The following is a 24,163-nucleotide window of genomic DNA, read 5'->3' on the forward strand; positions in this document are numbered from 1 at the left end:
ATTGGCCGCCCCGGGGAGCCGGGTCTTCGCTAGTAAAGGCAGACGCTCTCCGACGAGTCCTTCGCCGGGCCTGACTGCCCGGTTGTCTCGTGTCGCACGTTGTTCGTCGGTGGGTGCTGGCCAGGGGGAACGGGCCGGACACGAGCCGTGCGGGTGGCGGGTCTGCCCGCAGAGGCGCTGAGGGCCCACGCGAGCAGGCGTGGGTGAGGAGTGAGTGACATGAGAGGGATTCAGACAGGGTTGGCGCTCGTCTGCGCCTGGTGGATGGGAGGGGAGGGCGTCGCCTGGGCACAGCAAGCGCAGCGCACGCTTCATCCGGTGGTCTTCGCGCATGGCCTGTCCGGCTATGACGACCTGCTGGGCTTTGATTACTTCGGGGACGAGCTGGGCAACTTCGTGGGGGATGCGTGTGACGAATTGCTGGAATTGAGCTGCAACCCCTATCTCAACTCGGGACAGCGGGCGTTCGGCGCGCAGGTGCAGGCCTTCCAGTCCTCGGAGGTGCGTGGGCTGGACCTGGCGTCCGATATCGAGGGCGTGCTGGCGACCACGGGCGCGACGCGGGTGAACATCGTCGGCCACTCGCAGGGCGGCATCGACGCGCGCAAGGCCTCCAAGGTGCTCTTCGAGCGGCAGGGCCGCGCCGTGGTGGACGTCATCGTGAGTGTGTCCTCGCCGCACCGGGGCTCACCGGTGGCGAAGTATGTGTTGGACCTGGGGCCCGGGGTGACGTCCGTTGCTTCCGCGCTGGCGAACATCTTCGGCGACATCATCTACAAGCCGGGCAACGACGGCATCGCCGCCGTCAAGCAGCTCATCTACAACGACGCGGACGCCACGGACGGCATCGTCACGGGCATGAAGGCCTTCAACGCGGCCAACCCCATGGACGCGCGTTATGCCTCCCACTATGCGTCGCTGCTCACCGCGCAGGCAGGGCTGGAGGTCAATCCCGCGTTCTTCCTGGTGCGCCTGGCGTTCTATGACATCGACGGGGATGGGTTCTGCGTCGACGACTGTGACAACGACGGCGCGGCGGGGCAGGGCGACGGCGTGCGCAACGAGCGCGATGACGACGGCGTGGTTGGCATCAACTCCCAGCAGATGGGGCCTCGGCTGCGCTACACGGACGCGCCGCTCGGGCTGGACTCCATCACCGTGGACGGCTCGCTGGGGCCCGTCACGGACCTCAACGCGCCCGGCAGCGCGCAGATGACGTCGCTGTCCAGCGTCTTGGACCAGGACCACCTGGACGTCGTCGGCTTCGGCCCGGACCTGTTCGACGAGCTGGGGTTCTACGCCGCCATCATCCACTACATCAGCCAGAACGAGTGACGCGGACGGCGTGACTCATTCCCAGGCCAGGGCGTAGTCGCAGTCCAGCAGCCGTGGCTCATGACCCTCGACGCGCACGTCCCTGGCGCCGAGGGTCTGCAATACGGCGAGCAACACCCCCTGGTGATACGGAGGAGGCATGAAGTCGCGCCGCATGTGGAGACAGCCCTTGCGCTCGCTCTCCCACGACACGTGCCGCTCACCGTAGCTGACGGACGCGGAGTATCCCCACGGCAGGTGTTCGACGAGCCGGCGGGGTGAGCCATTGGCCGCGGTCAGCAGCGTCCTTCCCAGCGCCGACGCGAGGAAGTCCCGCGTGGCCTGCGCTCCCATCGTCTCCAGGGCCCTGTCGAAGCCGCCGAGCCTGGGCGCGAGCAGCCCGGCGGCGCAGTACGACAACCGGAGGAAGTCATTGATGGGGTAGAGGAAGAAGGGGACGAAGCGGCGCTCCTTGGAGGTGGTGAGGCACCGGGCCCGGGCCGCCTCTCCGGCCACGCGGCGCACCACGTCCAGCACGCCCAGGAAGAACATGCCTCGCGCCTTGTCGCGCGACGTGGTCAACGCCAGTCTTCTCGCGAGCTCCGTGAGGGGGTCGACCCCGCCGCGCTCCTCGCCCATCTCCAGACCCTCGTCCCTGTGCGTGCTCGCGTCCATGTCATGGTCGTACGCCGCTTGTCTGGGAAACCCACGCCCTCCTCGGGAGGAGTTGAGCGACACTTCACATCCGCCGCCCCTGATGACGGCACGGCGGCGTTTCCTACGCCCAGGACATGACGTATTCGCAGTCCAGCAGGCTCAAGGGCCGTCCGCGGACCCTGGCGACGCGCGTCCCCACGGCTTGCAACACCGCCAGCAACACCCCCTCATGGTAGGTGTGCGGCATGAAGTCCCTGAACACGTTGAAGCAGCCCTCGTGCGCACCCGTCCAGGTGACATGCCGTTCGCCATAGGTGACGGCGGTGCGATAGCCAGACGGAAGATTGTTGATGAGTCGACGCGGATCTCCCGCGGCGAGCATCAGGAAGCTGCGGCCCACCACCGAGTCGAGGAAGTCATGGGTCGCCTGGGCGCCGATGATGCGCATCGCTGTCTCGAAGCCGCCGAGTCTGGGCGCGAGGACTTCCGCCGCCGCGAAAGACATCCGGAGGAAGGCGCTGACCGGGTAGAGGAAGAAGGGGACGAAGCGCCGCTCCCCGGAGGCCGCCAGACAGCGGGCCGCCGCCGTCTCTCCTGATTCGCGGCGCACCACATCCAACACGCCCAGGAAGAACATGCCCCGGGCCCTGTCTTCGCTCGCCGTCAGTCCCAGTCGCCGTTCCAGCTCGCACCCAGGGTCGATGACTTCTCTTTCCCTGCTCCGGAACGCAATCACTGTCATGGGCTCCCCCCCGACATGGAAGTTGAGCCTGGGAGCGCGCGGCCCCCGGACTCGCTCCTGAAAGTGAGGCAATCCGAGTACTCTGAAAAGCCCGGCCGGGTGCGACGCGGGTCGGTGTGTGCTGTCTCAGCGGGGACAGTTGCAGGCACCTTCCAGACGAGGGGCCGGGACAAGAGGCTCATCCCCACCGCGCCGGGAGGTGATGGCCAATTCACAGCGCGGACCGCCAGGCATGCGGGATGTGGCGGCTTCTGGTCGTTGCGTCCCACTCATGGAATGAACGCACGGTGTGTTCACACGTCGCAGGCCGAGCCCCCTGCGGGCCACGGCGCGATGTGCCGTGGGATGACGCGGGAGGGCGAGCTCGCTGTCTGTCGTCGACGACATGACGCGTCGGGCCCCCACGTGTTCTTCCACGCGGAGGCCCGACCCGTGCTCGTGTCTGACGACGCGCCCGGCGGACCGGGGACGTCCGAGGACTCAGCGGCTCAGCACCTGGACCTCGATGCGGCGGTTCATGTCGCGACCCTCCGTGGTGGTGTTGGGCGCCAGGGGCTGCGCGGCACCCACGGCGGCGACGTCCACGCGATTGGCGGAGATGCCATCATCGACGAGCGCGGAGCGCACCGCCTCCGCCCGACGCTTCGCCAGCTGGCTGTTGACGGTCGCATCACCCGTGGCATCCGTGTGGCCGGTGATGCGCACGCGTGAGTTGGGCTTCTCACGCAGCACCGAGGCCAGCTGCCCCACGCTCGCGTCGCTCTGCGGCGTCAGCGTCGCGGAGCCTTCCTCGAAGGCCACGCCCGCAAGGATGAAGCTGCGCGCGCCGCTGTCGATGGCCTGCCGCATGCCCTGCGCATCCCGGGCCACCGGCGGCGTGGTGCCCGCCGTGCCGCCGCCACCCACGCCGGTGTCCGTCGGGCGCTGCTGTGGCTGCGGCTGCGCCTGGGGCCGCGCGGGCTCCGTGACGGCCGCCTGCTCGCGCCGGGGTTCACTGCGGCGTCCGCGCGTGAGGAACCAGCCCGCCAGCAGCGCGAGCAGCGCCACGGGGATGACCCAGGAGAGGTTCTTCTTCTTGGGCTCCGCGTGGTGCACCGGCGCCCGTTCGATGGGCTGCTGCCGCCGCACCGTCTCCACGGTGGGGATGGCGCGCGTCTCGTGGACCTCCTCGACGACGCGAGGCCCCACCGCCGCGGCGGCGCCACCGATGCCCAGGATGCTGCCCAGCCCCGCGGGCAGCGCGGACGACAGCAGCGACTTCTGGCTGCCCAGGAGCTGTCCCAGCCCCGCGGCGCCCATGCGGTTGTCACGCACGTGCTTGCCGATGACGCCCATGATGACGGGAGCCACCAGCGCCATCATCCCGCCCGCGGACTTGCTGTTGCTGAACCCGCTGGAGCGACCGAGCGCACTGGTGATGCTGCCCAGCTTGTCTCCAAACAGGCCACTGAGCATGCCCTGTCCCTTCTCCTCGGTGTCCGCGGAGAGGATGTCTTCCTTGCCCGCGTTGGGCCCCGTGAAGCCGCCTTCGTTGAGCTGGGACATCAGCCGCTGGGCGCCTGCTTCCGTGGAGCCTCGCTCCGCCACGCTCCCGCCCACCGCGGCGATGGCACCGGGCAAGGCCTTGCCCAGGGTGCTGGGGTCCTCGCCCATCGCGGAACCCATCTGCTGCATCACGTTGCCCGTGAAACGCTCACGCACCATGTCGATGAGGTTGAAAGCCATGCGAATGCCTCCTCCGTGGTTCGGCACCAGTTGGCCCGGTGCGGGGAGTCGCTCATCGCCTGCATGGCGCCGGGGGCTCCGGAGCGAACGACTCTTCAGGGGACGAAAGTGCGGACCGCCTTGCTGGGGAACATCACCCTGGCGGCGTGCTCGGGCAGGGGGGCCGTTGCACGCCTGCTCCCGGAAGACCCCTTGCCGCCTCCGCGCCGTGCCGGCTTGACGGCGGGCGGGCGTGGGCGCCAGCGTCCAGTCCCGGACGCTGGGCGAAGGACTGGAGGGGGTTCGTGGTGACGCGCGAGGAGCGAATCGAGGGAGGGCTGCTGGGGCTGTTGGTGGGAGACGCCCTGGGCGTGCCTTACGAGTTCCACCCGTCGGAGAGGATTCCCTCGGCCGACGCGATTGAGTTCGAGCCCCCCGCGGGCTTTGGTCGCTCCCACCCCGACGTTCCCCCTGGGACATGGTCCGACGATGGCGCCCACGCGCTGTGCCTGTTGGACTCGTTGCTCTATCAGGGGCGGCTGGACCTGGAGGACCTGGGCCGGCGCCTGGTGAACTGGCGGGAATGGGGTTACCTCGCGGTGGATGGCCAGGTCTTCGACGTGGGCATCCAGACGGACCGGGCCCTGTCCATGTTCCGCGCCGGAGTGCCTGGGACGAGCTCCGGACCTTCGGGTCAGCAGGACAACGGCAATGGCTCGCTCATGCGCGTGCTTCCGCTCGCGCTGTGGCATCGCGGGACTGACGCGGAGCTCGCCTCCGATGCCATGCTCCAGTCCCTGGTGACGCATGGCCACCTTCGCTCGCGGGTGTGTTGCGCGCTGTACTGCCTCTGGGCCCGCCGCGCGCTGGAGGGCTCGGACCGTCCCTGGGACGCCGCGTTGGAGGCCTTCCGGTCGCTGCATCCCGAGGGCACCGAGGCCCGCACGGAGCTGGACGATGCCGTCCTTCCGCGCGGCGCCGAGGACACGCCCGGGCGCGGCTCGGGGTATGTGGTGGACTGTCTGCGTTCAGCGCGCGACTGCGTGGCGGCCGGCGGCGGCTACGAGCAGGTGGTCCGCGCCGCGGTGCGACTGGGCAATGACACCGACACCACGGCGGCGGTGGCGGGCGGCGTCGCGGGAGTGATGCTGGGCGCGCGGGCCATTCCGGAGCGGTGGCGTTCGGCGCTGCGGGGGCGCGAGCTGCTGGAGCCGCTCTTGCGCAAGCTGCTGGTGCACGCCGCACGCTGAGCTGAAGGGATACCGCGGGCCTCGCTCCGCCCACCCCCCCCGGGGGCGGAGCGAGGCCTTCAATCCAACGCCAGCCGTCGGGGAGTCCACCGGCCCGGGCCAGAGCAGGCTCCGGCCTGCGTGGGCCGCGTCCTCCGCCATCACCACGCCGCGATGATATGTCCAGGGCGGCTTCCTGCAACTCGATTTAAAGCCGGATTGACCGGATGTCGTCGCGTCTGGCTTTGGAATTGTACCCAGGTACAACGCCTGCCATTGGAGCCCGCAGCGTCCCGCCGCCCACGAGGCCGGGACGGGTGTTGGCGACGCCACAACCGGTTAAAGCGGAAATAACTGCATTGCTGGATATGCGCGGCGCGTTAGTATGGGGCGGATCCTGAGGGGCCAGCACGGCCGGGGTGAGCCTGAGGATGTCGAAGAACCAAGAAGCGGATGCGCTCGCGGGACGGGCGTTGGCGAGTCATCTGGGCACGCTGGAGGTCATGCGTCCCACGCCGCTGGCGGCGGAGCCCGGGCGACAGGATTCCAAGCCGCTGGACGCGGCGCTGGAGTCGCGCGTGCGGTGGCTGTTGTCGGAGTACTTGAGCGCGGTGCGAAGGCGGGCGGATGGGCTGTGCATCTGGCTGATGGGGGGGCAGTGGCTCTTCGCGCTCGCCCTGTCCGTGGTGACGTCCGCGCACCCGTGGGACTGGAGGCTGCGCCCCAGTCCGGAGCCGCTGTGGGTGGCGCTGCTCCTGGGCGGGCCGCTGTGCATCATCCCGGTGACGCTGGCACTCGTGCGGCCGGGCGCGGTGGTGACGCGGCAGGTGATGGCGGTGACGCAAGTGTTGTGGTCCGTGCTGCTCGTGCATCTGTCGGGCGCGCGGCTGGAGACGCACTTCCACGTCTTCGGCTCGCTGGCGCTCCTGAGCTTCTATCGGGACCCGAGGGTGCTGCTGACCGCGGGCGTGACGGCGGTGGTGGCCCACGTGTTGCGAGGGATTGGCTGGCCGGAGCCGGGGGCGACGTTCTCCGGCGCGCCGGGGTGGAGCGTGCTGGAGCTGGCGTTCTGGGTGGGGCTGGTGGACGGGGTGCTGGTGCTCGCGTGTCGGGGCGTGGCGCGGGAGATGAGGCGCGTCGCGGAGCGGCAGGTGTTGCTGGAGCGCGCGTATGAACGCGAGAAGCAGGAGCGCGAGCGGGTGACGGAGCGCAGTGGCCGGGAGCTGGAGGACTCGCGAGAGCGGATGGCTCGCCTGGAGAAGCTCGCGGCGGTGGGGCAGTTGACGGCGACGGTGAGCCACGAGCTGCGCAATCCGCTGGCGGCCGCCCGCACGGCGAACGCGGCGGTGGCGCGGAGGCTGCGCAACGTGGAGGGGGCGCTGGAGGACCCCCGGCTGCAGCGCTTCCTCGCCATCGTCGACCGGGAGCTGGGCGTCTGCGCCAGCCTCACGTCGGAGATGCTGGAGTTCGTGCGGGAGCGTCCGCTGGTGCTCCAGCCGTGCTCGTTGCACGGGCTGATGGAAGAGGTCATCGACGTGGTGCCCTCGCGCGAGGGCGTGTCGGTGGTGAACCGCGTGCCCACTGCGCTCGAGCCCCCCTGGGTGGACCGGGAGATGCTGCGCAAGGTCCTCATCAACCTGGTGCAGAACGCGGTGGAGGCGATGCCCCTGGGCCGCGAGGGAGTCGTGGAGGTCTCCGCGGAGCTGGGCGTCGGACGGGCCTTCCACATCCGGGTCTCCGACAACGGCGGAGGAATTCCGGCGGGTGTGCTGGACCACATCTTCGACCCGCTCTTCACCACCAAGGAGCACGGCACCGGCCTGGGGCTGACGGTGGTGTCCAGCACGGTGCGGCAGCACGGTGGGACGTTGCGGGTGGAGAGCCGCGAGGGGGAGGGCAGTGTCTTCACCATCTGCCTGCCCCGAGCGCGTTCGGTGACCGGGGTCGCCTGCTCGTCGTGAGGCGCGAAGGCCCGCGCCTCAGAACAGGCGCGTGAGGCGGAGGGTGCTCGGGCCCGACAGCGCCGTCAGGCCGGAGGGATACAGGCACGGCGTGAGGTCCAGGGGACTCATCGCCTGGGTCATCATCACGGCGTCTCCCTGGAAGCGGCCTCCCGTCACCAGCCCGACGGAGACGAAGACGCGGGCGCCGTTGATGACATCCACTCCGGCGCCCTTGAGGGCGAAGGTCGAGACGGAGCCGTCATCCCAGGTGACGGTCGTCTCGCTGGGGCCCAGGTTGCCGCCGCAGCTGGTGGACAGCTCCGTCGTGGCCACGAGCACGCCCGAGGTGACGAGCGTGTCGTTCGAGGTGCACGTGTCGTAGCTCGTGTAGTTCGTGGCGGTGACGCGTCGGTTGGACAGCCGGAGTCCGGGCTCCCAGGTCTGATAGGCGCCGCCGGAGCACGTCAGGTCCGTCGTGCCCACCTGCGCCGACGCGGGCGTGGCTTGGAGGAGGAGTGCGCCGAGCAGCGCGGGCAGGGCGGACAGAAGGACTCTCGACGACATGAAGGGCTCCGTGGGCGGCTGGGATGTGAGTCGCTGGAAGGCTCGGAGCGCCCGAGCCGTCCACCCCGCACCCATGAAAGCCAGTTGCGCGGGGCCGGATGAGTGAGGCCCGTGAAGCGACCTCACCAGTCCGACCGTCAGTCGCACGGCCCTGTCGGGAACCAGCGGCCCACGTCCGCTGGGAGGTGCTTCAGCGCAGCCGGGTGATGACGAGGGTGCTCGTCCCCTCCAGCGACATGAGAACTCCGTGGACGAAGACTCCCAGACGCCTTGGGACTCCAGGTCAGCCACTCGCACACGGACTCGACAGTCTTTGTGCGGAAGGCCGGAATGAATGCCTCCCGACGGGACGAGACACCCGTTGGCTTCTCGTCCAACACGTCTGTCTGAAACATCGCCCCCGCCTGCGGGCCCGTCCTTCGGGCCCGTCAGCTTCGGAAGGCCTCGCGCACGCCATCTCGGCGCAAGGTGAAGAGCATCCAGACGGCCACCGGCACTCCCACGACGCAGCCGGGAGACAGGATGTACAGCGCGGTGATGCCGCCCACCGTGGCCAGGCCGTAGCCCTTGAGGTTGAGCGCGCTCAGCGCGCCCCACGCGGACAGCACGCCGCAGAGGATGCCCACCAGCAGCATCAGCGCCAGCGAGCCCGACAGCTCCAGCGGAGCCCCGCCCGGGCCCGCGAACGGCGACGTCACATTCAACGCGGCGAGCACGAAGCCCAGGATGTTGAAGATGACGTTCAGCACGCCCGTGCACAGCAGGAAGAAGGCCGGGGCGCGGACAATCTCGATGACCTTCGCGCGCGGGTCCTCCGGAGGAAGTTGGATACCAGGACCGCTCATGTACGGGCTCTCAGTGCGCTCACGATCATCCGCGTCGCCGGGGACTTGTTGAGCGTGTAGAAGTGGATGCCGGGCACGCCGCGTGACAGCAGCTCCATGCACTGCACCGTGGCGTGCGCCACGCCCAGCTGCACCACCGCGTCCGGCTGGTCCTTCACCCGCTCCAACTGCAGGCCCAGCCGCATGGGCACCGTCGCTCCGCACATCCGCGTGAAGCGCTGCACCTGCTCGAAGTTGGTGATGGGCATGATGCCGGGGACGATGGGGACGTTGATGCCCGCGCGACGGGCCCGCTCCACGAAGTCGAAGTAGAACGCGTTGTCGAAGAAGAGCTGCGTCACCACGAAGTCCAGCCCCGCATCGACCTTGGCCTTGAGATGACGCAGGTCGTCGTCACGGGAGGCCGTCTCCACGTGGCCCTCCGGATAGCACGCGCCTCCCAGGCAGAAGTTGAAATCCTCTTCTCGGATGAATCGCACCAGCTCCGTGGCGTAGGTGAAGCCACCCTCGGCGGTGACGAAGGACTTTTGTCCCTGCGGCGGATCTCCACGGAGGATGAGGACGTTGTCCATCTTCGCGTCCGCCAGGCGCTGGAGCAGCTCCCGCAGCTCCTGCCGCGTGTGGCCCACACACGTCAGGTGGGCCATGGCCTCGATTCCCGTCTCCGCCTTGATGCGCGTGACGAGCTCCAGCGTCCTGTCCCGTGTGCTGCCGCCGGCCCCGTACGTCACGGAGACGAACCCGGGCTCCAGCGGCGCGAGGTCCTCCAGCGTCTTGAGCAGGTTGGCGACCCCTTCATCGGTCTTCGGGGGGAAGAACTCGAAGGAGAAGCAGGGGTTTGACGGATTCAATCGATTACGAATCTTCATGTTGGTCCCAGTGTAGACGGTCCCCGTCGGCCTTGATCGGCGAAGGTGCGCGGCTATAGTCCGCGCCGTTTTCACTCCCCCTTCATCAGGAGAAGCCGATGGCCCGGCGTACGCCGCTCAACGACGCCCACCGCGCGCTGGGCGCTCGGATGGTCGACTTCGCGGGTTGGGACATGCCCGTTCAGTACACCTCCGTCATCGCCGAGCACGAGGCGGTGCGCAACCACGTTGGACTCTTCGACGTGTCGCACATGGGCGAGGTGGAGTTCGCGGGTCCCGGCGCGCTGGAGACGGTCAACGCCCTCATCTCCAATGACCTCGCTCGCATCGCGGACGGGCAGGCCGTCTATGCGGGCTTGCTCAACGAGCAGGGAGGCTTCGTCGACGACGTCGTCGCCTACCGCTTCAGCCCCGAGCGCATCCTCATCTGCGTCAACGCGAGCAACCGCGACAAGGACTTCGCGTGGATGAAGGAGCATGCGCGCGGTGTCACGCCCGTGGACCGGGGTGAGGACTACGCGCAGATCGCCGTGCAGGGCCCCAAGGCCGCCGGCCTGGTGCAGCGGCTGACGAAGACGGACACGTCCAAGGTGGGCACCTACCGCTTCGCGGAGGGCGAGGTGGCGGGCGTGCGCGCCATCATCTCGCGCACCGGCTACACGGGTGAGGATGGCTTCGAGCTGTACTGCGCCCCGGGTGACGCGGTGGCGCTCTGGAACGCGCTGCTCACCGAGGGCGAGCAGGACGGCGTGAAGCCGTGCGGCCTGGCGTCGCGCGACAGCCTGCGCACGGAGATGAAGTACGCGCTCTACGGCAATGACATCGACGACTCGCACACCGCGCTGGAGGCGGGGCTGGGGTGGATCGTCAAGCTGGACAAGGCGGGCTTCATCGGCAAGGACGCGCTGGTGGCGCAGAAGGCCGCGGGCGTGAAGCGCAAGTTGGTGGGCTTCGAGCTGACCGGCGCGGGCATCCCCCGTCACGGCTATCCCATCCACAAGGACGGCAAGCCGGTGGGCGAGGTGACGAGCGGCACCATGGGCCCGACGGTGAAGAAGCCCATCGGTATCGGCTACGTGCCCGCGGAGCTGGCCGCGGAGGGCTCCACCTTCGACGTCGAGATTCGCGGTCGCGCCGTTCCCGCCGTGGTGGTGAAGACGCCGTTCCACAAGAAGCCCTGAGTTCCTTCTAGCCCTGTCGAGGAGCACCCCATGTCCGATCCGAACATCCCCGAAAACCTCAAGTACACCAACGAGCACGAGTGGGCCCGCGTCGAGGGCAACAAGGTGACGGTGGGCATCACCCACCACGCCCAGAACACGCTCGGCGACGTCGTCTACGTGGAGCTGCCCAAGGTGGGCACGACGATCGAAAAGGACGAGCCGTTCGGCACCGTCGAGTCCGTGAAGGCCGTCTCCGAGCTCTTCTCGCCCGTTTCCGGGAAGATCACGAAGGTGAACGCTGCACTCTCCGACGCCCCCGAGACGCTGAACACCGACCCCTATGGCGACGGGTGGATTGTCGAAATCGAGCTCTCGGACACCAAGCAGTTGAGCGAGCTCCTGGATGCCGCCGCCTACGGCAACCTGCTCAAAGAAGCCTGAGAGTGAAGCGCCGCAGGGCCGTTGTTAGTGACGGTCCTCGAATTTTCCGACTCCGCCGTCGTGAGTCGCACGCGAGCCACCACCGCCATGTCCCTGAACTGGAAGTACCAGGAGTCGTTCGCCGGCCGGCACATCGGTCCGGATGAGCAGGAGCTGAAGCAGATGTTGTCCGCGCTGGGCGTGGACTCGCTCGATGCTTTCATCGACCAGACCGTGCCTCCGGCCATCCGCTCCAAGGAGCCGCTGCGGCTGGGGCCGGCGCGTGGGGAGCATGACCTGCTCGCTCAGCTGGAGGCCATCGCCGCGAAGAACCAGGTGTTCCGGTCCTTCATCGGCATGGGCTACCACGACACGCACACGCCCAACGTCATCCTCCGCAACATCTTCCAGAACCCGGGCTGGTACACGCAGTACACGCCCTATCAGGCGGAGATTGCCCAGGGCCGGCTGGAGGCGCTGCTCAACTTCCAGACGCTGGTGATGGACCTGACGGGCCTGGAGGTCGCCAACGCGTCCCTGCTCGACGAGGGCACGGCCGCCGCCGAGGCGATGGCGCTGGCGCTGCACGTGAAGGGCGACGATGCCAATGCCGCCTTCTTCGTCTCCGAGGGCTGCCACCCGCAGACGGTGGATGTGGTGCGCACGCGCGCCGAGCCGCTGGGCGTGGAGGTCGTCGTGGGTGACCACCGCACGGTGGACCTGGGCGCGAAGAAGTACGTGGGCGCGCTGGTGCAGTACCCGGCCACGGATGGGGCGGTGCTGGACTACCGCGCGTTCGGCGAGAAGATTCACGCGGCGGGGGGCCTGTTCATCGTCGCCGCGGACCTCTTGAGCCTCACGCTGCTGACGCCTCCGGGCGAGTTCGGCGCGGACGTGGCGGTGGGCAGCGCGCAGCGCTTCGGCGTGCCCATGGGGTACGGCGGTCCGCACGCGGGCTACTTCGCGACGAAGAACGCGTACACCCGCGTGATGCCGGGCCGCCTCATCGGCGTCTCCGAGGACGCGCAGGGCCGGCGCGCGCTGCGCATGGCGCTGCAGACGCGCGAGCAGCACATCCGCCGCGAGAAGGCGACGAGCAACATCTGCACCGCGCAGGTGCTGCTGGCCGTCATCGCCAGCATGTACGCCGTCTACCATGGGCCCCAGGGCCTGAAGGCCATCGCCGAGCGCGTGCACGGGCTCACCGTGTTGCTGGCGCGGGGGCTGGCGAAGCTGGGCCTGAAGGTCCGGCACGAGCAGTACTTCGACACGCTGCGCGTGGAGCTGACGACGCCGCAGGTGCGCGCGGTGCTCGGGGCGGCGGAGTCGGCGCGGATGAACTTCCGCCGCATCGACGAGAAGACGCTGGGTGTGTCGCTGGACGAGACGTCCCGCGTGTCCGACGTGGAGGCCATCCTCACCGCGTTCGCCACGGGCGCGGGCAAGGCGGCGGCGCCGTCGCTGGAGGACGTGGGCGCCAACGTGGAGACGCCGGTGGTGCCGGAGCTGCGCCGCACGAGCGCGTTCCTCACGCACGCCGTCTTCAACAGCTACCACTCCGAGACGGAGATGCTGCGGTACATCCGGCGGCTCGAGGCGAAGGACCTGTCCTTGACGCACTCGATGATTCCGCTGGGCAGCTGCACGATGAAGCTCAACGCCACCGCGGAGATGATTCCGGTGACGTGGCCGCAGTTCGGCCGGCTGCATCCCTTCGCGCCCACCTCGCAGGCGGCCGGCTACAAGGTCATCTTCGAGCAGCTCGAGCAGATGCTCTCGCAAATCACGGGCTTCGCGGGCTGCTCGCTGCAGCCGAACGCGGGCAGCCAGGGCGAGTACGCGGGCCTGCTCGTCATCCGCGCATACCACCAGGGGCGAGGGCAGGGGCACCGCGACGTGTGCCTCATCCCGTCCTCCGCGCACGGCACCAACCCGGCCTCCGCCGTCATGGCGGGCTACAAGGTCGTCGTCACCAAGTGCGATGAGAACGGCAACATCGACCTGACCGACTTGCGCGTCCGTGCGGAGGAGCACAAGGACAAGCTCGCCGCGCTGATGGTGACGTACCCGTCCACGCACGGCGTGTTCGAGGAGGAGATCAAGGAGATCTGCTCCATCATCCACGAGCGCGGTGGGCAGGTGTACATGGATGGCGCGAACCTGAACGCGCAGGTGGGCCTCACGGCGCCCGGGCTGGTCGGCGCGGATGTCTGCCACATCAACCTGCACAAGACGTTCTGCATCCCGCACGGCGGTGGTGGCCCGGGCATGGGTCCCATCTGCGTGGCGAGCCACCTGGTGAAGTACCTGCCGGGACACCCGGTCATCCAGACGGGCGGGGCGGACGCCATCGGCGCCATCTCCGCGGCCCCGTGGGGCAGCGCGAGCATCCTGCTCATCTCCTGGATGTACATCGCGATGATGGGTGGGGAGGGCCTGACGAAGGCGACGAAGCTGGCCATCCTCAACGCCAACTACATCGCCGAGCGGCTCCAGCCCCACTACCCGGTGCTGTACCGGGGCAAGCGGGGCAGGGTGGCGCACGAGTGCATCGTCGACCTGCGCCCACTGAAGAAGACGTCGGGTGTCGAGGTCGAGGACGTGGCCAAGCGGCTGATGGACTACGGGTTCCATGCGCCGACGGTGTCGTTCCCCGTCGCGGGCACGCTGATGATCGAGCCGACGGAGAGCGAGTCCCGCGCGGAGCTGGACCGTTTCTGCGACGCGATGATCGCGATTCGTCAGGAGATTCGTGAGGTCGAGGAGGGGCGCATGCCGAAGGACAACAACGTCCTGAAGAACGCGCCCCACACGGTCCGCACGATTACGAATCCGGAGTGGAACCGCCCGTACTCGCGAGAGCTGGCGGTGTTCCCGGCGCCGTGGGTGCGCGACAACAAGTTCTGGCCGTCCGTGGGCCGCCTGAACAACGTGCTCGGGGACCGCAAGCTCGTGTGCTCGTGCCCGCCCATCGAGGACTACATGACGCCGGAGCCGAAGCCCGCCGTCGCCTGACGGGCCGTATAGGCCGGGTGCTTCCTGGGGCCGTCTCCCTTACGTGGGGAGGCGGCCCTTGTCGTTACGCGTGGCCTTCGCGCTCCCACGCGTCTCGCGGGGGGCCGACTCAGCTCACGTGCGGCGTGGCACCTTGCGCGCGGTCCGCGTTGTCGTGCTCCGGCTCCACGTGGACGACGACGTCCACCACCTGCGGATAGGCGGCGTGGAGCGTGCGCTCCACCCGGTCCGCCACCTCGTGGGCCTGCGCGGTGGTGAGGTTCGGGTCCACCTCGATTTTCAGGTCCACGTAGACGCTCTCCTCCATGCCCCGGCTGCGCACGTCGCGGCAGCTGCGCACGCCGGCCACGCCCACGGTGTGCTGCGCCACCTGCGCGGGGTCCAACCTCGCAGTGTCGGAGAGGATGCCCACGGCCTGCCGGACGATGCCGTAGGCCACCCAGGCCACGAAGACCATGACGCCCAGCGCGATGATGCCGTCCGCCTTGGGATAGCCCATCGCCACCAGGCCCAACGACGCGAGCACCGCCAGCGTGACGAAGACGTCCGACATCGTGTGGCTCGCGTCCGCCAGCAGCAGGCTGCTCTTGTACTTGCGCCCGTAGTGCCCCTCCACTCGCGTCACCACCAGATTGACGCAGAGGGTGAGCACCATCACCACCGCCATGGCCGGCGTCACCTGCGCGTGACGGTCATGCATCAGCGAGTCGAGCGCCATGCGCCCCAACTCCAACATGCCGATGCCAATCATCGCGCCGATGCCCAGCGACGCGAGCGCCTCGAACTTGCCGTGCCCGTAGGGGTGGTCGTCGTCAGCGGGCCGCGAGGCCACGCCCATGGCCACCAGGCCCAGCACGTTGGAGCCACCGTCGATGAACGAGTGGAGTCCATCCGCCGTCACGGCGGCGGACTGGCTGATGAGTCCGAAGATGAGCTTCGCGCCGGCCACCACCCAGTTGGCCAGGAGGATGGCGAGCAACACGAAGCGGATGCGTTTGCTGCGCTGCTGGAGCGCGACGCTTCTCTCGGCGGGGGAGGTGTCCACGGCGCGGCACCGTAGTGGGAACCGCGTCCGGCCGCGAGGACCTCGCACGCCACGCGTGGTGAAGCGAACGTCAGTTGGGCTGGCGGAACAGCCGCATGCGCGGGCCGCCGCCCATCTCCAGGAAGAAGCCGAACGAGAAGCGCACCTTCGAGTCGTCGTTCAACAACCCCGGCGGTGGGTTGGGGAAGGGCTGCGCGCGCTGGAACGAGGACACGGCCTCCATGTCCAGGAAGTCCAGGCCGCTGCTCTTCTCCACCTCGATGTTCGTCACGCGGCCCTTCTCGTCCAGCGTGATCTCCAGCATCGTGTGCCGGTCCTTCCCGGTGAACATGTTGCCGGTGGGGTCTCTGCGGCGCAGCGTCTCGTTGGGCTTCCAGTGCATGCCCACGCTCTGCTTCACGCGGTTGAAGAAGCTGGCGTACTTCCACTCACGAGAGTTGAGCAGCGTGCCGTCGCCTTCGTCCACGTCGCGCAGGTGGTCATTGGGCGCCGCGCCCACCACCTTGTCCATCACCGCGCGCGACGGCATCAACGCGGCGATGCCCGGCGAGCCCACGCGTCCGGCGGAGCCTTCTTCCTCGCCTCCGGTGTCGCCCGGCTGGATTCGCAGCCGCTTCGCGTTGCCCGACAGCTCGTCGCTCTCGTTCTGGTTGTTCACCGCCACGCCCCCGGGCGTGTTCGGGTCCGTCTTCACCTTCACTTCGTTCTTGCGGTGGATGTCGGGGATCTCGAAGGCGAACTTCTGGCCACCCTCGGCGAGCGGCCGGTCATCGTTGCCCATGCCGTTGTTGCCGGCGATGCGCGGCGCCTGCGGCTCCACGTCCGCGCCCTTCTGCTCCTGGGGCGCGGTGCGCTGCGGCATGGCGTTCCGGTAGAAGGGCGTCTGCTCCCGGGCCCGCGTCTCCTTGTCCACGCGGTTGTTGTGCTCCGCGAGGTACTTCGCGTCGGGGGCTTCCTGCTCGTTGCCGGGCGCCAGGTCCACCACCTGCCCATTGGGCCGGGTCTCCGGTTTCTTCTCTTCGGGCTTCTTGTCCTGGACGCGGGGCTTCTGGGTCGTCTGCGTCTTCGAGTCCGTCTTGCCCCGGTTCCGGGACCACTGGTCCTCCGTCAGGGGCCGCACGGCCACGGACGTGGGAGGACGCGTGACGGGCTTGCGCTCACGCCCCGTGGGGGGAAGCGTTCCCGTGAAGAGCACGACCGACAGGTAGGCGACATGGACCGCCAGGGCAAGCAGCACCGCGGCGACCACTCGCCACGGGGATTGCCGCCGCCTCTTGCGGCGCCAGTCTGTCTTCGGAGAGGAACCCGTGCTCACGGCGCGATGATAAACCTCCGGGCCCGCTGCCTAGTCCCGTCCCGTTCGCGGCAGAACAGGTGGGCAGGGGAGGACATTCACGAGACGTGCACTGTTCCGCAGGCGCGCCCCCTCTTCACGTCAGTAAATAGGGGCGACTTCAGCACCATTGAAGTAGTGACGGAGGATATCCTGGTAGCGCTGCCCGGCCTCCGCTCGGCCGATGGCGCCCGTCTGACACATCCCTACTCCGTGGCCCCAGCCTCCGCCACGGAAAAGCCAGTGGGTGGGCCGGCCCTCGGCGTTCCGCTCGGCTTCCACCACCGCCATGCTGCTGTTCAACATCCCGAAGAGCCGCCGGATGTTCAGTTCGCCACGCACCTGGGTGGCCCCCAGGTCCCCGGATAACGCGAGCACCCGGGCCCGGCCGGACACGCCCCGCTCCTGGAAGCTCATGGCCTGGACTCGGCCCACGCCCAGCCGGGCGACGAGCGCGTCCACCTGCGCCGCCGTGAAGCGCTTCTCCCAGCGGAACTTGCTGGGCTGGGCGAAGCTGGACAGCCGGCAGGCGGCCCCCACGTCGGGCGTGGCCAGCCAGGCCTCCAGCCGCGAAGGGGAAGGGGAGGCCTCCGAGGGCTCCAGGATGTCCGGGCGTCCGCGCAGGCTCGGGTCCGGTGGGCCGCCCCAGACGATGTCGTTGTCCTCGGTGTGGCCACCACACACCGCGCTGTAGACGGAGTCCACCAGCCGACCGTCCGCGCTGAACAGCGCCTCGCCCCGGGTCGCCTCCACCGCCGCGGAGGTGCTGGCCGCCTCGCCCGTTCGGCCGCGGTACACCGCGCAGTGCTGCTCCGAGCACAGCAGATACGGGTCCGCCAGGTGCTTGATGCCCACCTTCGCGAGCACCTCGCCGCGCGCGGTGACGGCCTGGGCCTTGAGCGCCTCCGAGTGGGCCCGCGCGAAGATCTCCGCCGGCACCAGCCCCTTGAGCAGGTCCTCGAGCGGCACCACGTTCACCACGGCCAGCAGGCCCGCGCGGTCCACGGAGAACTGGAGCGCGCCCCGGAAGGTCCGGTCCTCGAAGCCGTGGAAGTCGTAGCCGACGCCGAACTCCACCTGACGCACGTCGAAGCCCGCGCCGTCCGGTGAGTCCGCGTCCAGTCGGTCCTGCGCCAGGCCCACCACCGCGCCGGACTCGTCGCGCACCTCGAGGATGGCGCGCGCCGGGGTGCGGACCTCCTCGAAGAGCGTCGTCCTGGCGCCGAACTGGTGCAGCAGCTCCGCCTGTCGTGTCGCCGCGTCCTCGGGGGTGAGAACTTCATCGACGAGGAGCAGCGAGCGCCGGTTGTCGATGACCTTGCCGGCGATGCCGTACACCGCGCCCAGCACCTGCGCGCGCACCGCGAGGCCCCGCGCCTTCCACTCTTCCTGCGCGGCGGCGAGTCCCTCCCGGTCCGCGAACCGGTGCTCGCCCAGCTGCACGCGCGCGGCGAGCACCGCCGGCTCGCCCTGTGTCACGCGCACCGTCCACCGCGTTCCCGCCGCGGCGTCCAGCACCTTGTCCACCGCCCCACCGAAGCGCATCCGCATCCGGCCTCGGGGGGAGAACGTCGCCTCGCGCCGTCCTTCCATGAGCTTGATGGGGAGCCGGGGCTCTCCGCCTCGGAAGTCCAGGCGCTTGAGCTCGCCGGGCCCCGGAATGCCCTGGGCGAGCGGGTCTTCTCCGGGCGTGCTCACGGCCGTGGAGGGCTCCACGCCCGCGTCGGTCGTCCCGGCGTCCTCGACGGGTAGCGGCTCCACGGAGCCCCCATCCGTCCCGGCGTCCTGGCGCTCGCTGGCCGGGCTGTCCATCGAGGCGCCGGCCAGGTTCGGTGGTGGCTTGGGGCTCGCGCAGGAGGCGAACAGCACGACGGAGAGCAGGAGCAGGACGGCGGTGCGCACGGGGGGCGACACCGTACCCGCCGGGGCGGGGCCTGTCACGGACCGGACGCCCGTTGGCTCGTTCGGGTGGGCTTGGCACGTGGCGAATAGAACGCGGCGCGTCTCGCGTTGGTCCTGCTCATGCGAATTTTCAAAGGCAACTACCTGAAGCTGAAGACTCCCGTGGCCACCCTGGCCGCCAGCCTGCTCATGCTCGGTTCGACCGCTCACGCAGCGGGCCTGGGTGCCTTCCTTCCCACGCCGAACATCCCCGGTGCTCCGGTGACTCGGACGCCCTCCAATCCTTCGACGCCCGGCGCCCCGAGCGCGACCGGCAGCCTGCCTCCCATCGGTGTCCAGGCCGTCCCCAACACGCCCGTGGCCGCGCTGCCGTCGCATCCGGACCACTCCAACATCGCCACGCCTTCGCCCCAGCCGGGCATCCAGGCGAATGCGCTGTCGCCCGCGTCAGCCAAGTCCTTTACCCGCGAGTGGGTGGTGAGCCCCTCTGGAAATGACGCCGGTGACGGCAGCGCCGCGCAGCCCTTGCGCACCATCAACAAGGCCATCAGCCAGGCGGGCCCTGGCGAGGTCATCCGTGTGCAGGCCGGGACGTACGCCGAGCGCGTCATCATCGGCGCCAACGCGAAGCCGGGCACCGAGGGCGGGAAGATCACCCTCCAGGGCGAGGGCAGCCCGCGCATCATCCCCGGTGCTGGCAGTGGCGCGATGGTGCAGGTGCGTCAGCCGCACTGGGTCATCGACGGCTTCGAACTGGACGTGCAGCGTCAGCCCATCTTCGGCGTCACCTTCGAGGGCAACGTCGCCGGCTCCACGCTGGTGAACTCGGAGCTGCACCACGGTGGTGGTGGCGCGGGCGTGACGACCTACAACAAGGCCACTGGCGCCATCATCGAGAACAACCACATCCACGACTTCCTGAAGACGACGGGCAACCAGGACTCGCACGGCATCGTCGTGCAGCCCACGTCCAAGGACATCACCGTCCGCAACAACGACATCCACGACAACTCGGGTGACTCCGTGCAGTGCCTGGGGCCCGAGGGCTTCAGCTCGCTGCCGCCCGCGGACGGGGTGCTGGTGGAGAACAACCACTTCTACAACAACCGTGAGAACGCGGTGGACATCAAGACCTGCTACGGCGTGGTCATCCGCAACAACCGCATGCACCAGTTCCGCCCGTCGAGCACCGCCAAGGGCGACGTGGTGGTGGTGCACTACTCCGCCAACAACGTGCTGGTGGAGGACAATGAAATCTACGACGGCGCCAAGGGCATCTCCGTGGGTGGGAATCACGAGGGACCCGTGCCCTCCGGCATCGTCGTGCGCCGCAACCGCGTGCACGACATCACCGCGGCGGGCGGCGGGGAGGGCACGGGCATCCGCCTGGAGAACTCCAAGGGCACCGTGGTGGTGAACAACACCGTCACCAACGTGTCCACCGGCCTCGTCATTGGCCACGGCACGGGCGGCCCCACCCAGTCTCCGGTGGTGCGCAACAACATCCTGGACGGTGCCATCTCCGTGGACATGGGCGGACAGGCGCCGGGCATGAAGCTGGGCAACAACCTCTTCGCCGCCAGCGGTCAGTTCAAGAGCAACGGCGCGGTGGTGAGCGTGGACCAGTTCAAGTCCACGACGGGTGACGCGTCGTCCGCCAGCGGCTCCGCGGACCTGGGCGAGGGCTTTGGCCCGGGCGCCCTGGCCGTGGACAAGGGCACCGACGTGGGGCTTCCTTTCTGCGGCGGTGCTCCCGACATCGGCGCCGTCGAACTGGGCTGCTGATCCGCTGAACCGAACCGTCTCCAGGGGGAGTGCCGGGCCTCCGTGCGACCGGCCTGCCACTGGGCCCGCGGAAAATGAAAAGGCCCGATGCGGAGTGACTTCCGCATCGGGCCTTTTTTCATTGAGGCGCCACCCGGATTCGAACCGGGGAATGAAGGTTTTGCAGACCTTTGCCTTACCACTTGGCTATGGCGCCAACGGCTGGGGCCGGGTTTATACGCAGCCCTCCGCCGCCCGGTCAAGATTCAACGGAAGCCGTGGGCGGCTCCGGCCGGTACGATTCGCGTCAGAAGCGGTGCCCGTCGCTGGGCTTCGCGCGCTCGAATGGGCCGAGGGGTTTCCAGATGCTGCATGGTCATGGGGTGTACGAGGAAGAGCACGACGCCTTTCGCCGCACGGTGAGGGCGGTGGTGGAGAAGGAGATCCTCCCCCACGTCGCGGGTTGGGAGGAGGCGGAGGAGTTCCCCCGGGAGCTCTTCGCGCGTTTCGGTGAGCTGGGCTTCCTGGGGCTGAAGTACCCCGCCGAGTACGGCGGCACGGACGCCGGCCCCCTCTACGAGGCGGTGCTGCTGGAGGAACTGGGGCGGTGTGGCTCGGGCGGAGTGTCCGCGGGTCTGGGGGCGCAGTTCACCATCGCCACCGGCCCCCTCCACCTGTTCGGCACGGACGAGCAGAAGCGCCGCTGGCTGGCCCCGGCGATTCGGGGCGAGAAGATTGGCGCGCTGGGAATCACCGAGCCGGATGCCGGCTCGGACGTGGCGGGCCTGCGCACCACGGCGCGGCGCGATGGCGCCCACTACGTCGTCAACGGCTCCAAGACGTACATCACCAACGGCGTGCGCGCGGACTTCGTCGTCATGGCGGTGAAGACGGACACCTCCGCGGGGCACAAGGGGCTGTCCATGCTGGTGGTGGAGAAGGACACGCCCGGCTTCACGGTGAGCCGCAAGCTGAAGAAGCTGGGGTGGCGGGCCTCGGACACCGCCGAGTTGTTCCTGGAGGACTGCCGCATCCCCGTGGAGAACCTGCTGGGGGTGGAGAACCAGGGCTTCTCGCAGATCATGGGCAACTTCCAGTGGGAGCGCCTGTCGCTCGCGCTGGGGGCCGTGGGCGCCATGGAGGACATGCTGGAGCGCGTCGTCGAGCACGTGAAGTCGCGCCGCGCCTTTGGCCAGTCGCTCAGTCAGCTCCAGGTGGTGCGCCACAAGCTCGCGGACCTGTTCACCGCCCGCGAGTGCGCCCGTCAGCTGACCTACCACGCCCTGCGCCTTCACGCGGCGGGGGAGTGGGCCGTGGCGCAGACCTCCATGGCGAAGAAGGTCGCCACGGAGACCGCGTGCCGCGTCGCCGACGAGTGCCTCCAGCTCCACGGGGGCGCGGGCTACATGATGGAGTACGACATCCAGCGTCATTGGCGGGATGCCCGCCTGGGTCCCATCGGTGGCGGGGCCAGCGAGGTGATGAACGAGATCATCGCCAAGCAGCTCGGCCTGTAGGCCCGCCGGCCCCGGTGCAACCGGGGAGGGGCAGGCGACCAGGCGGGATGGAAGAGGTCCGCGGGGTCCCGGGTTGAGCCCCGAGAGCCCCCCGCGGAGGTCCTCGTGGAGCCCAGCATCCTGTGTACCGAGCTGTATCTGCGCCTGGGAGATGACGAGGTCCTCGTCATCGACTGTCGCGCTTCGTCCGAATGGGAGCATCATGATCTGCACATCCCCGGCGCCTTGAGGATGACCCCCATGGAGGTGGCCCGGGACCACCGCATGCTTCCCGACGACGAGCTCATCGTCCTGTGCGGTGGCACGCACGACGGGTCCGAGGTGCGCCGGGTCTGCCGCCTGCTGCGCATGCATGGGCGCGAGGCGGTGTGTCTCGACGGAGGCCTCTCGGGCTGGATTCGGGGGGGCTACCCCACCGAGCGCCATGTCCGTGCCCAGGTGGCGCTGCCCCGCTGAGGTTCGGTGGATGCGGTGCGTCGTCAAAGGGTGTATGGAGCGGCGGACTTCCTCCTTTGGAGAACCGTCCCCATGGCCAAGCTTCGTGCCGCCCTCGTTGGCGCCACCGGACTCGCGGGGCAGCAGTTCATCGCTGCCCTCAGGAATCACCCGTTCATCGAGCTGACCGGCCTGGCCGCGTCGCCTCGCTCGGCGGGTAAATCCTATGGGGACGCCCTGCGCACGGCCAACGGCATGACGGCGTGGTTCGTCTCGGAGCCGCTGTCGCCCGAGACGGCCCGCATGCAGGTCATCAGCGGCGATGCGCTCCAGGCCAGGGACTACGACCTCGTCTTCTCCGCCGTGGAGGCGGACGTGGCGCGTGAGCTGGAGCCGCGGCTGGCCAGGGACATCCCCGTCTTCTCCGCCGCCAGCGCCTTCCGTTACGACGACGACGTCCCGCTGCTCATCCCTCCCGTCAACGCCGCGCACGCGCCGCTCGTGCGCGAGCAGCAGCGCAAGAGGGGCTGGAAGGGCTTCATCGTCCCCAGCCCCAACTGCACGACGACGGGCCTCGCCGTCACGCTGGCCCCGCTCGTCGAGCGCTTCGGGGTGAAGGCCGTGCTGATGACCAGCCTGCAGGCCATGTCCGGCGCTGGACGTTCTCCGGGCGTCATCGGCATGGACATCATCGACAACGTCATCCCCTACATCCCGAAGGAGGAGCACAAGGTCGAGGTGGAGACGAAGAAGATCCTCGGTGCCCTGAACGCGGGTGGCGCGGCCCTCACTCCCCACGACATTCGGGTGTCCTGCACCTGCACCCGCGTGGCGGTGATGGAGGGGCATACCGAGTCCGTCTTCGTCTCGCTCGGCACCAAGGCCACGGTGGCGGAGGTCACCCAGGCGATGCGCGAGTGGCGCGGCGCCGAGGTGGCCCGGGACCTGCCTTCCTCGCCTGTTCGCTGGATTGAGGTGATGGACGACCCCTTCCGTCCTCAGCCGAGGCTGGACCGGGAGACGCATGGCGGCATGGCCACCACGGTGGGCCGCGTGCGCGAGGATGGTGTGCTGGAGAACGGCTTCAAGTACGTGCTCGTCTCCCACAACACCAAGATGGGGGCCGCGCGCGGGTCCATCCTCGTGGCCGAACAGCTGCGGGCCCAGGGGTTGCTCGGCTGACAGCGACACGCGTCGGACAGGTGTCACAAATTCAGGATGCCATCCCTGGAACGAACCATTAGTCTGCGCGCCCACGGACGCGCTGAAGATATTTAGAGGAGAGCTTTCATGGCCTACGTCGTCGCGGACCCTTGCATCAAGTGCAAGTACACTGACTGTGTCGAGGTCTGCCCGGTCAATTGTTTCTACGAGGGTGCGAACTTCCTGGTCATCCACCCGGACGAGTGCATCGACTGTGGCGCCTGTGAGCCCGTGTGCCCCACCAAGGCCATCTTCCCGGAGACCGAGCTCCCCGCGAAGTGGGCGGAGTACAAGGCGCTGAACGCCGACTTCTCCAACAATAAGTGGCCGAACATCGCGGAGAAGAAGGCGCCGCTCGCCGAGGCCGAGGAGTACAAGGAGAAGGACGGCAAGCGCGCGATGCTGGAGACCGCGCCCGGCAAGTAGGCAGCTGGCGCCGTTCGCGCCCGTGAGTCTCGTGGAGGCCCTCCCGCCCGTCGCTGGCGAGAGGGCCTTCGCC

At 68.8% G+C, this 24,163-nt stretch carries 20 protein-coding genes and 1 tRNA gene; 11 read left to right on the top strand and 10 right to left on the bottom strand.

From position 1 onward, the window contains the following. The first annotated feature begins 219 nt into the window (after positions 1-219). On the top strand, positions 220-1,335 hold the full coding sequence (locus tag HUA74_RS16285; protein ID WP_174455233.1) for a triacylglycerol lipase: 1,116 nt from the start codon (positions 220-222) through the stop codon (positions 1,333-1,335). A 15-nt stretch (positions 1,336-1,350) separates the two neighbouring features. Here HUA74_RS16285 and HUA74_RS16290 read toward each other — a convergent pair whose 3' ends face one another. The 3 genes from HUA74_RS16290 to HUA74_RS16300 all read right to left on the bottom strand — a co-directional run bounded on the left by HUA74_RS16290 (position 1,351) and on the right by HUA74_RS16300 (position 4,438). Continuing rightward, complete coding sequence (locus HUA74_RS16290; protein WP_141648748.1) at positions 1,351-1,989, bottom strand: TIGR02265 family protein; 639 nt, start codon at positions 1,987-1,989, stop codon at positions 1,351-1,353. Between the two features lie 103 nt (positions 1,990-2,092). Then, a complete protein-coding gene (locus HUA74_RS16295) occupies positions 2,093-2,713 on the bottom strand; it encodes a TIGR02265 family protein (protein ID WP_141648747.1) in 621 nt (206 codons plus the stop codon). A 480-nt stretch (positions 2,714-3,193) separates the two neighbouring features. Continuing rightward, positions 3,194-4,438: an OmpA family protein gene (locus tag HUA74_RS16300; protein WP_174455234.1), complete on the bottom strand. Its 1,245-nt coding sequence runs from the start codon at positions 4,436-4,438 to the stop codon at positions 3,194-3,196. Between the two features lie 284 nt (positions 4,439-4,722). Between HUA74_RS16300 and HUA74_RS16305 the strand changes: the two genes are divergently transcribed. Together HUA74_RS16305 and HUA74_RS16310 are read left to right on the top strand one after the other, a co-directional pair. Beyond that, the gene (locus HUA74_RS16305) at positions 4,723-5,667 is read left to right on the top strand and encodes an ADP-ribosylglycohydrolase family protein (RefSeq protein WP_174455235.1); all 945 of its coding nucleotides are present in this window, start codon (positions 4,723-4,725) and stop codon (positions 5,665-5,667) included. Positions 5,668-6,077: 410 nt separating this feature from the next. After that, positions 6,078-7,607 carry a sensor histidine kinase gene (locus tag HUA74_RS16310; RefSeq protein WP_174455236.1) on the top strand — a complete coding sequence of 510 codons (1,530 nt, stop codon included), beginning with the start codon at positions 6,078-6,080 and terminating at the stop codon, positions 7,605-7,607. Between the two features lie 18 nt (positions 7,608-7,625). Here HUA74_RS16310 and HUA74_RS16315 read toward each other — a convergent pair whose 3' ends face one another. From HUA74_RS16315 to metF, 3 genes are all read right to left on the bottom strand, one after another. Then, on the bottom strand, positions 7,626-8,153 hold the full coding sequence (locus tag HUA74_RS16315; protein ID WP_141642680.1) for a hypothetical protein: 528 nt from the start codon (positions 8,151-8,153) through the stop codon (positions 7,626-7,628). 428 nt (positions 8,154-8,581) lie between these two features. Further along, a complete protein-coding gene (locus HUA74_RS16320) occupies positions 8,582-8,998 on the bottom strand; it encodes a hypothetical protein (RefSeq protein ID WP_141642679.1) in 417 nt (138 codons plus the stop codon). Then, complete coding sequence (gene metF / locus HUA74_RS16325) at positions 8,995-9,867, bottom strand: methylenetetrahydrofolate reductase [NAD(P)H] (protein WP_141642678.1); 873 nt, start codon at positions 9,865-9,867, stop codon at positions 8,995-8,997. Before metF ends, HUA74_RS16320 begins: the two co-directional genes overlap by 4 nt. 98 nt (positions 9,868-9,965) lie before the next feature. On the opposite strand from metF, the gene gcvT reads away from it, so the two are divergent. The 3 genes from gcvT to gcvP all read left to right on the top strand — a co-directional run bounded on the left by gcvT (position 9,966) and on the right by gcvP (position 14,465). Continuing rightward, on the top strand, positions 9,966-11,048 hold the full coding sequence (gcvT, locus tag HUA74_RS16330; protein WP_174455237.1) for a glycine cleavage system aminomethyltransferase GcvT: 1,083 nt from the start codon (positions 9,966-9,968) through the stop codon (positions 11,046-11,048). 30 nt (positions 11,049-11,078) lie between these two features. Further along, a complete protein-coding gene (gene gcvH, locus HUA74_RS16335) occupies positions 11,079-11,471 on the top strand; it encodes a glycine cleavage system protein GcvH (RefSeq protein ID WP_174455238.1) in 393 nt (130 codons plus the stop codon). Positions 11,472-11,558: 87 nt separating this feature from the next. Continuing rightward, positions 11,559-14,465 (top strand): aminomethyl-transferring glycine dehydrogenase, encoded by a 2,907-nt coding sequence (gcvP, locus tag HUA74_RS16340; RefSeq protein WP_174455239.1) that lies wholly within the window; start codon positions 11,559-11,561, stop codon positions 14,463-14,465. A gap of 109 nt (positions 14,466-14,574) precedes the next feature. On the opposite strand, the gene HUA74_RS16345 is transcribed toward gcvP, so the two are convergent. The 3 genes from HUA74_RS16345 to HUA74_RS16355 form a co-directional block, all read right to left on the bottom strand. Further along, positions 14,575-15,510, bottom strand: coding sequence for a cation diffusion facilitator family transporter (locus HUA74_RS16345; protein WP_174455240.1), 936 nt, complete (start codon positions 15,508-15,510; stop codon positions 14,575-14,577). Between the two features lie 70 nt (positions 15,511-15,580). Further along, the gene (locus tag HUA74_RS16350; RefSeq protein ID WP_141642674.1) at positions 15,581-16,825 is read right to left on the bottom strand and encodes an energy transducer TonB; all 1,245 of its coding nucleotides are present in this window, start codon (positions 16,823-16,825) and stop codon (positions 15,581-15,583) included. A 120-nt stretch (positions 16,826-16,945) separates the two neighbouring features. Continuing rightward, complete coding sequence (locus HUA74_RS16355) at positions 16,946-18,745, bottom strand: SpoIID/LytB domain-containing protein (RefSeq protein ID WP_371817245.1); 1,800 nt, start codon at positions 18,743-18,745, stop codon at positions 16,946-16,948. 120 nt (positions 18,746-18,865) lie between these two features. On the opposite strand from HUA74_RS16355, the gene HUA74_RS16360 reads away from it, so the two are divergent. Continuing rightward, entirely contained in the window at positions 18,866-20,530 is a 1,665-nt protein-coding gene (locus tag HUA74_RS16360) for a nitrous oxide reductase family maturation protein NosD (protein ID WP_254625071.1), read from the top strand. Positions 20,531-20,654: 124 nt separating this feature from the next. Here HUA74_RS16360 and HUA74_RS16365 read toward each other — a convergent pair. Continuing rightward, positions 20,655-20,726 (bottom strand) — tRNA-Cys (locus HUA74_RS16365). Positions 20,727-20,874: 148 nt separating this feature from the next. Here HUA74_RS16365 and HUA74_RS16370 point away from each other — a divergent pair. From HUA74_RS16370 to fdxA, 4 genes are all read left to right on the top strand, one after another. After that, complete coding sequence (locus HUA74_RS16370) at positions 20,875-22,026, top strand: acyl-CoA dehydrogenase family protein (RefSeq protein WP_174455242.1); 1,152 nt, start codon at positions 20,875-20,877, stop codon at positions 22,024-22,026. A 105-nt stretch (positions 22,027-22,131) separates the two neighbouring features. Continuing rightward, positions 22,132-22,482, top strand: a complete 351-nt coding sequence (locus tag HUA74_RS16375) for a rhodanese-like domain-containing protein (RefSeq protein ID WP_141642670.1) — start codon at positions 22,132-22,134, stop codon at positions 22,480-22,482. A gap of 72 nt (positions 22,483-22,554) precedes the next feature. Continuing rightward, complete coding sequence (gene asd / locus HUA74_RS16380; RefSeq protein ID WP_174455243.1) at positions 22,555-23,643, top strand: aspartate-semialdehyde dehydrogenase; 1,089 nt, start codon at positions 22,555-22,557, stop codon at positions 23,641-23,643. A gap of 108 nt (positions 23,644-23,751) precedes the next feature. Next, positions 23,752-24,090: a ferredoxin FdxA gene (gene fdxA / locus HUA74_RS16385; protein ID WP_141642668.1), complete on the top strand. Its 339-nt coding sequence runs from the start codon at positions 23,752-23,754 to the stop codon at positions 24,088-24,090. Positions 24,091-24,163 lie beyond the last annotated feature (73 nt).

The organism is Myxococcus sp. CA051A, from assembly GCF_013336705.1.
Classification (GTDB): domain Bacteria; phylum Myxococcota; class Myxococcia; order Myxococcales; family Myxococcaceae; genus Myxococcus; species Myxococcus llanfairpwllgwyngyllgogerychwyrndrobwllllantysiliogogogochensis.

What these genes read in the sequence shown, in the direction of transcription:
- HUA74_RS16320 (WP_141642679.1), bottom strand. Translation starts at nt 8,998, where the DNA reads ATGAGCGGTCCTGGTATCCAACTTCCTCCGGAGGACCCGCGCGCGAAG.
- HUA74_RS16290 (WP_141648748.1), bottom strand. Translation starts at nt 1,989, where the DNA reads ATGGACGCGAGCACGCACAGGGACGAGGGTCTGGAGATGGGCGAGGAG.
- HUA74_RS16315 (WP_141642680.1), bottom strand. Translation starts at nt 8,153, where the DNA reads ATGTCGTCGAGAGTCCTTCTGTCCGCCCTGCCCGCGCTGCTCGGCGCA.
- HUA74_RS16360 (WP_254625071.1), top strand. Translation starts at nt 18,866, where the DNA reads ATGCGAATTTTCAAAGGCAACTACCTGAAGCTGAAGACTCCCGTGGCC.
- metF (WP_141642678.1), bottom strand. Translation starts at nt 9,867, where the DNA reads ATGAAGATTCGTAATCGATTGAATCCGTCAAACCCCTGCTTCTCCTTC.
- gcvH (WP_174455238.1), top strand. Translation starts at nt 11,079, where the DNA reads ATGTCCGATCCGAACATCCCCGAAAACCTCAAGTACACCAACGAGCAC.
- HUA74_RS16285 (WP_174455233.1), top strand. Translation starts at nt 220, where the DNA reads ATGAGAGGGATTCAGACAGGGTTGGCGCTCGTCTGCGCCTGGTGGATG.
- HUA74_RS16310 (WP_174455236.1), top strand. Translation starts at nt 6,078, where the DNA reads ATGTCGAAGAACCAAGAAGCGGATGCGCTCGCGGGACGGGCGTTGGCG.
- fdxA (WP_141642668.1), top strand. Translation starts at nt 23,752, where the DNA reads ATGGCCTACGTCGTCGCGGACCCTTGCATCAAGTGCAAGTACACTGAC.
- HUA74_RS16370 (WP_174455242.1), top strand. Translation starts at nt 20,875, where the DNA reads ATGCTGCATGGTCATGGGGTGTACGAGGAAGAGCACGACGCCTTTCGC.
- HUA74_RS16300 (WP_174455234.1), bottom strand. Translation starts at nt 4,438, where the DNA reads ATGGCTTTCAACCTCATCGACATGGTGCGTGAGCGTTTCACGGGCAAC.
- asd (WP_174455243.1), top strand. Translation starts at nt 22,555, where the DNA reads ATGGCCAAGCTTCGTGCCGCCCTCGTTGGCGCCACCGGACTCGCGGGG.
- HUA74_RS16295 (WP_141648747.1), bottom strand. Translation starts at nt 2,713, where the DNA reads ATGACAGTGATTGCGTTCCGGAGCAGGGAAAGAGAAGTCATCGACCCT.
- gcvT (WP_174455237.1), top strand. Translation starts at nt 9,966, where the DNA reads ATGGCCCGGCGTACGCCGCTCAACGACGCCCACCGCGCGCTGGGCGCT.
- gcvP (WP_174455239.1), top strand. Translation starts at nt 11,559, where the DNA reads ATGTCCCTGAACTGGAAGTACCAGGAGTCGTTCGCCGGCCGGCACATC.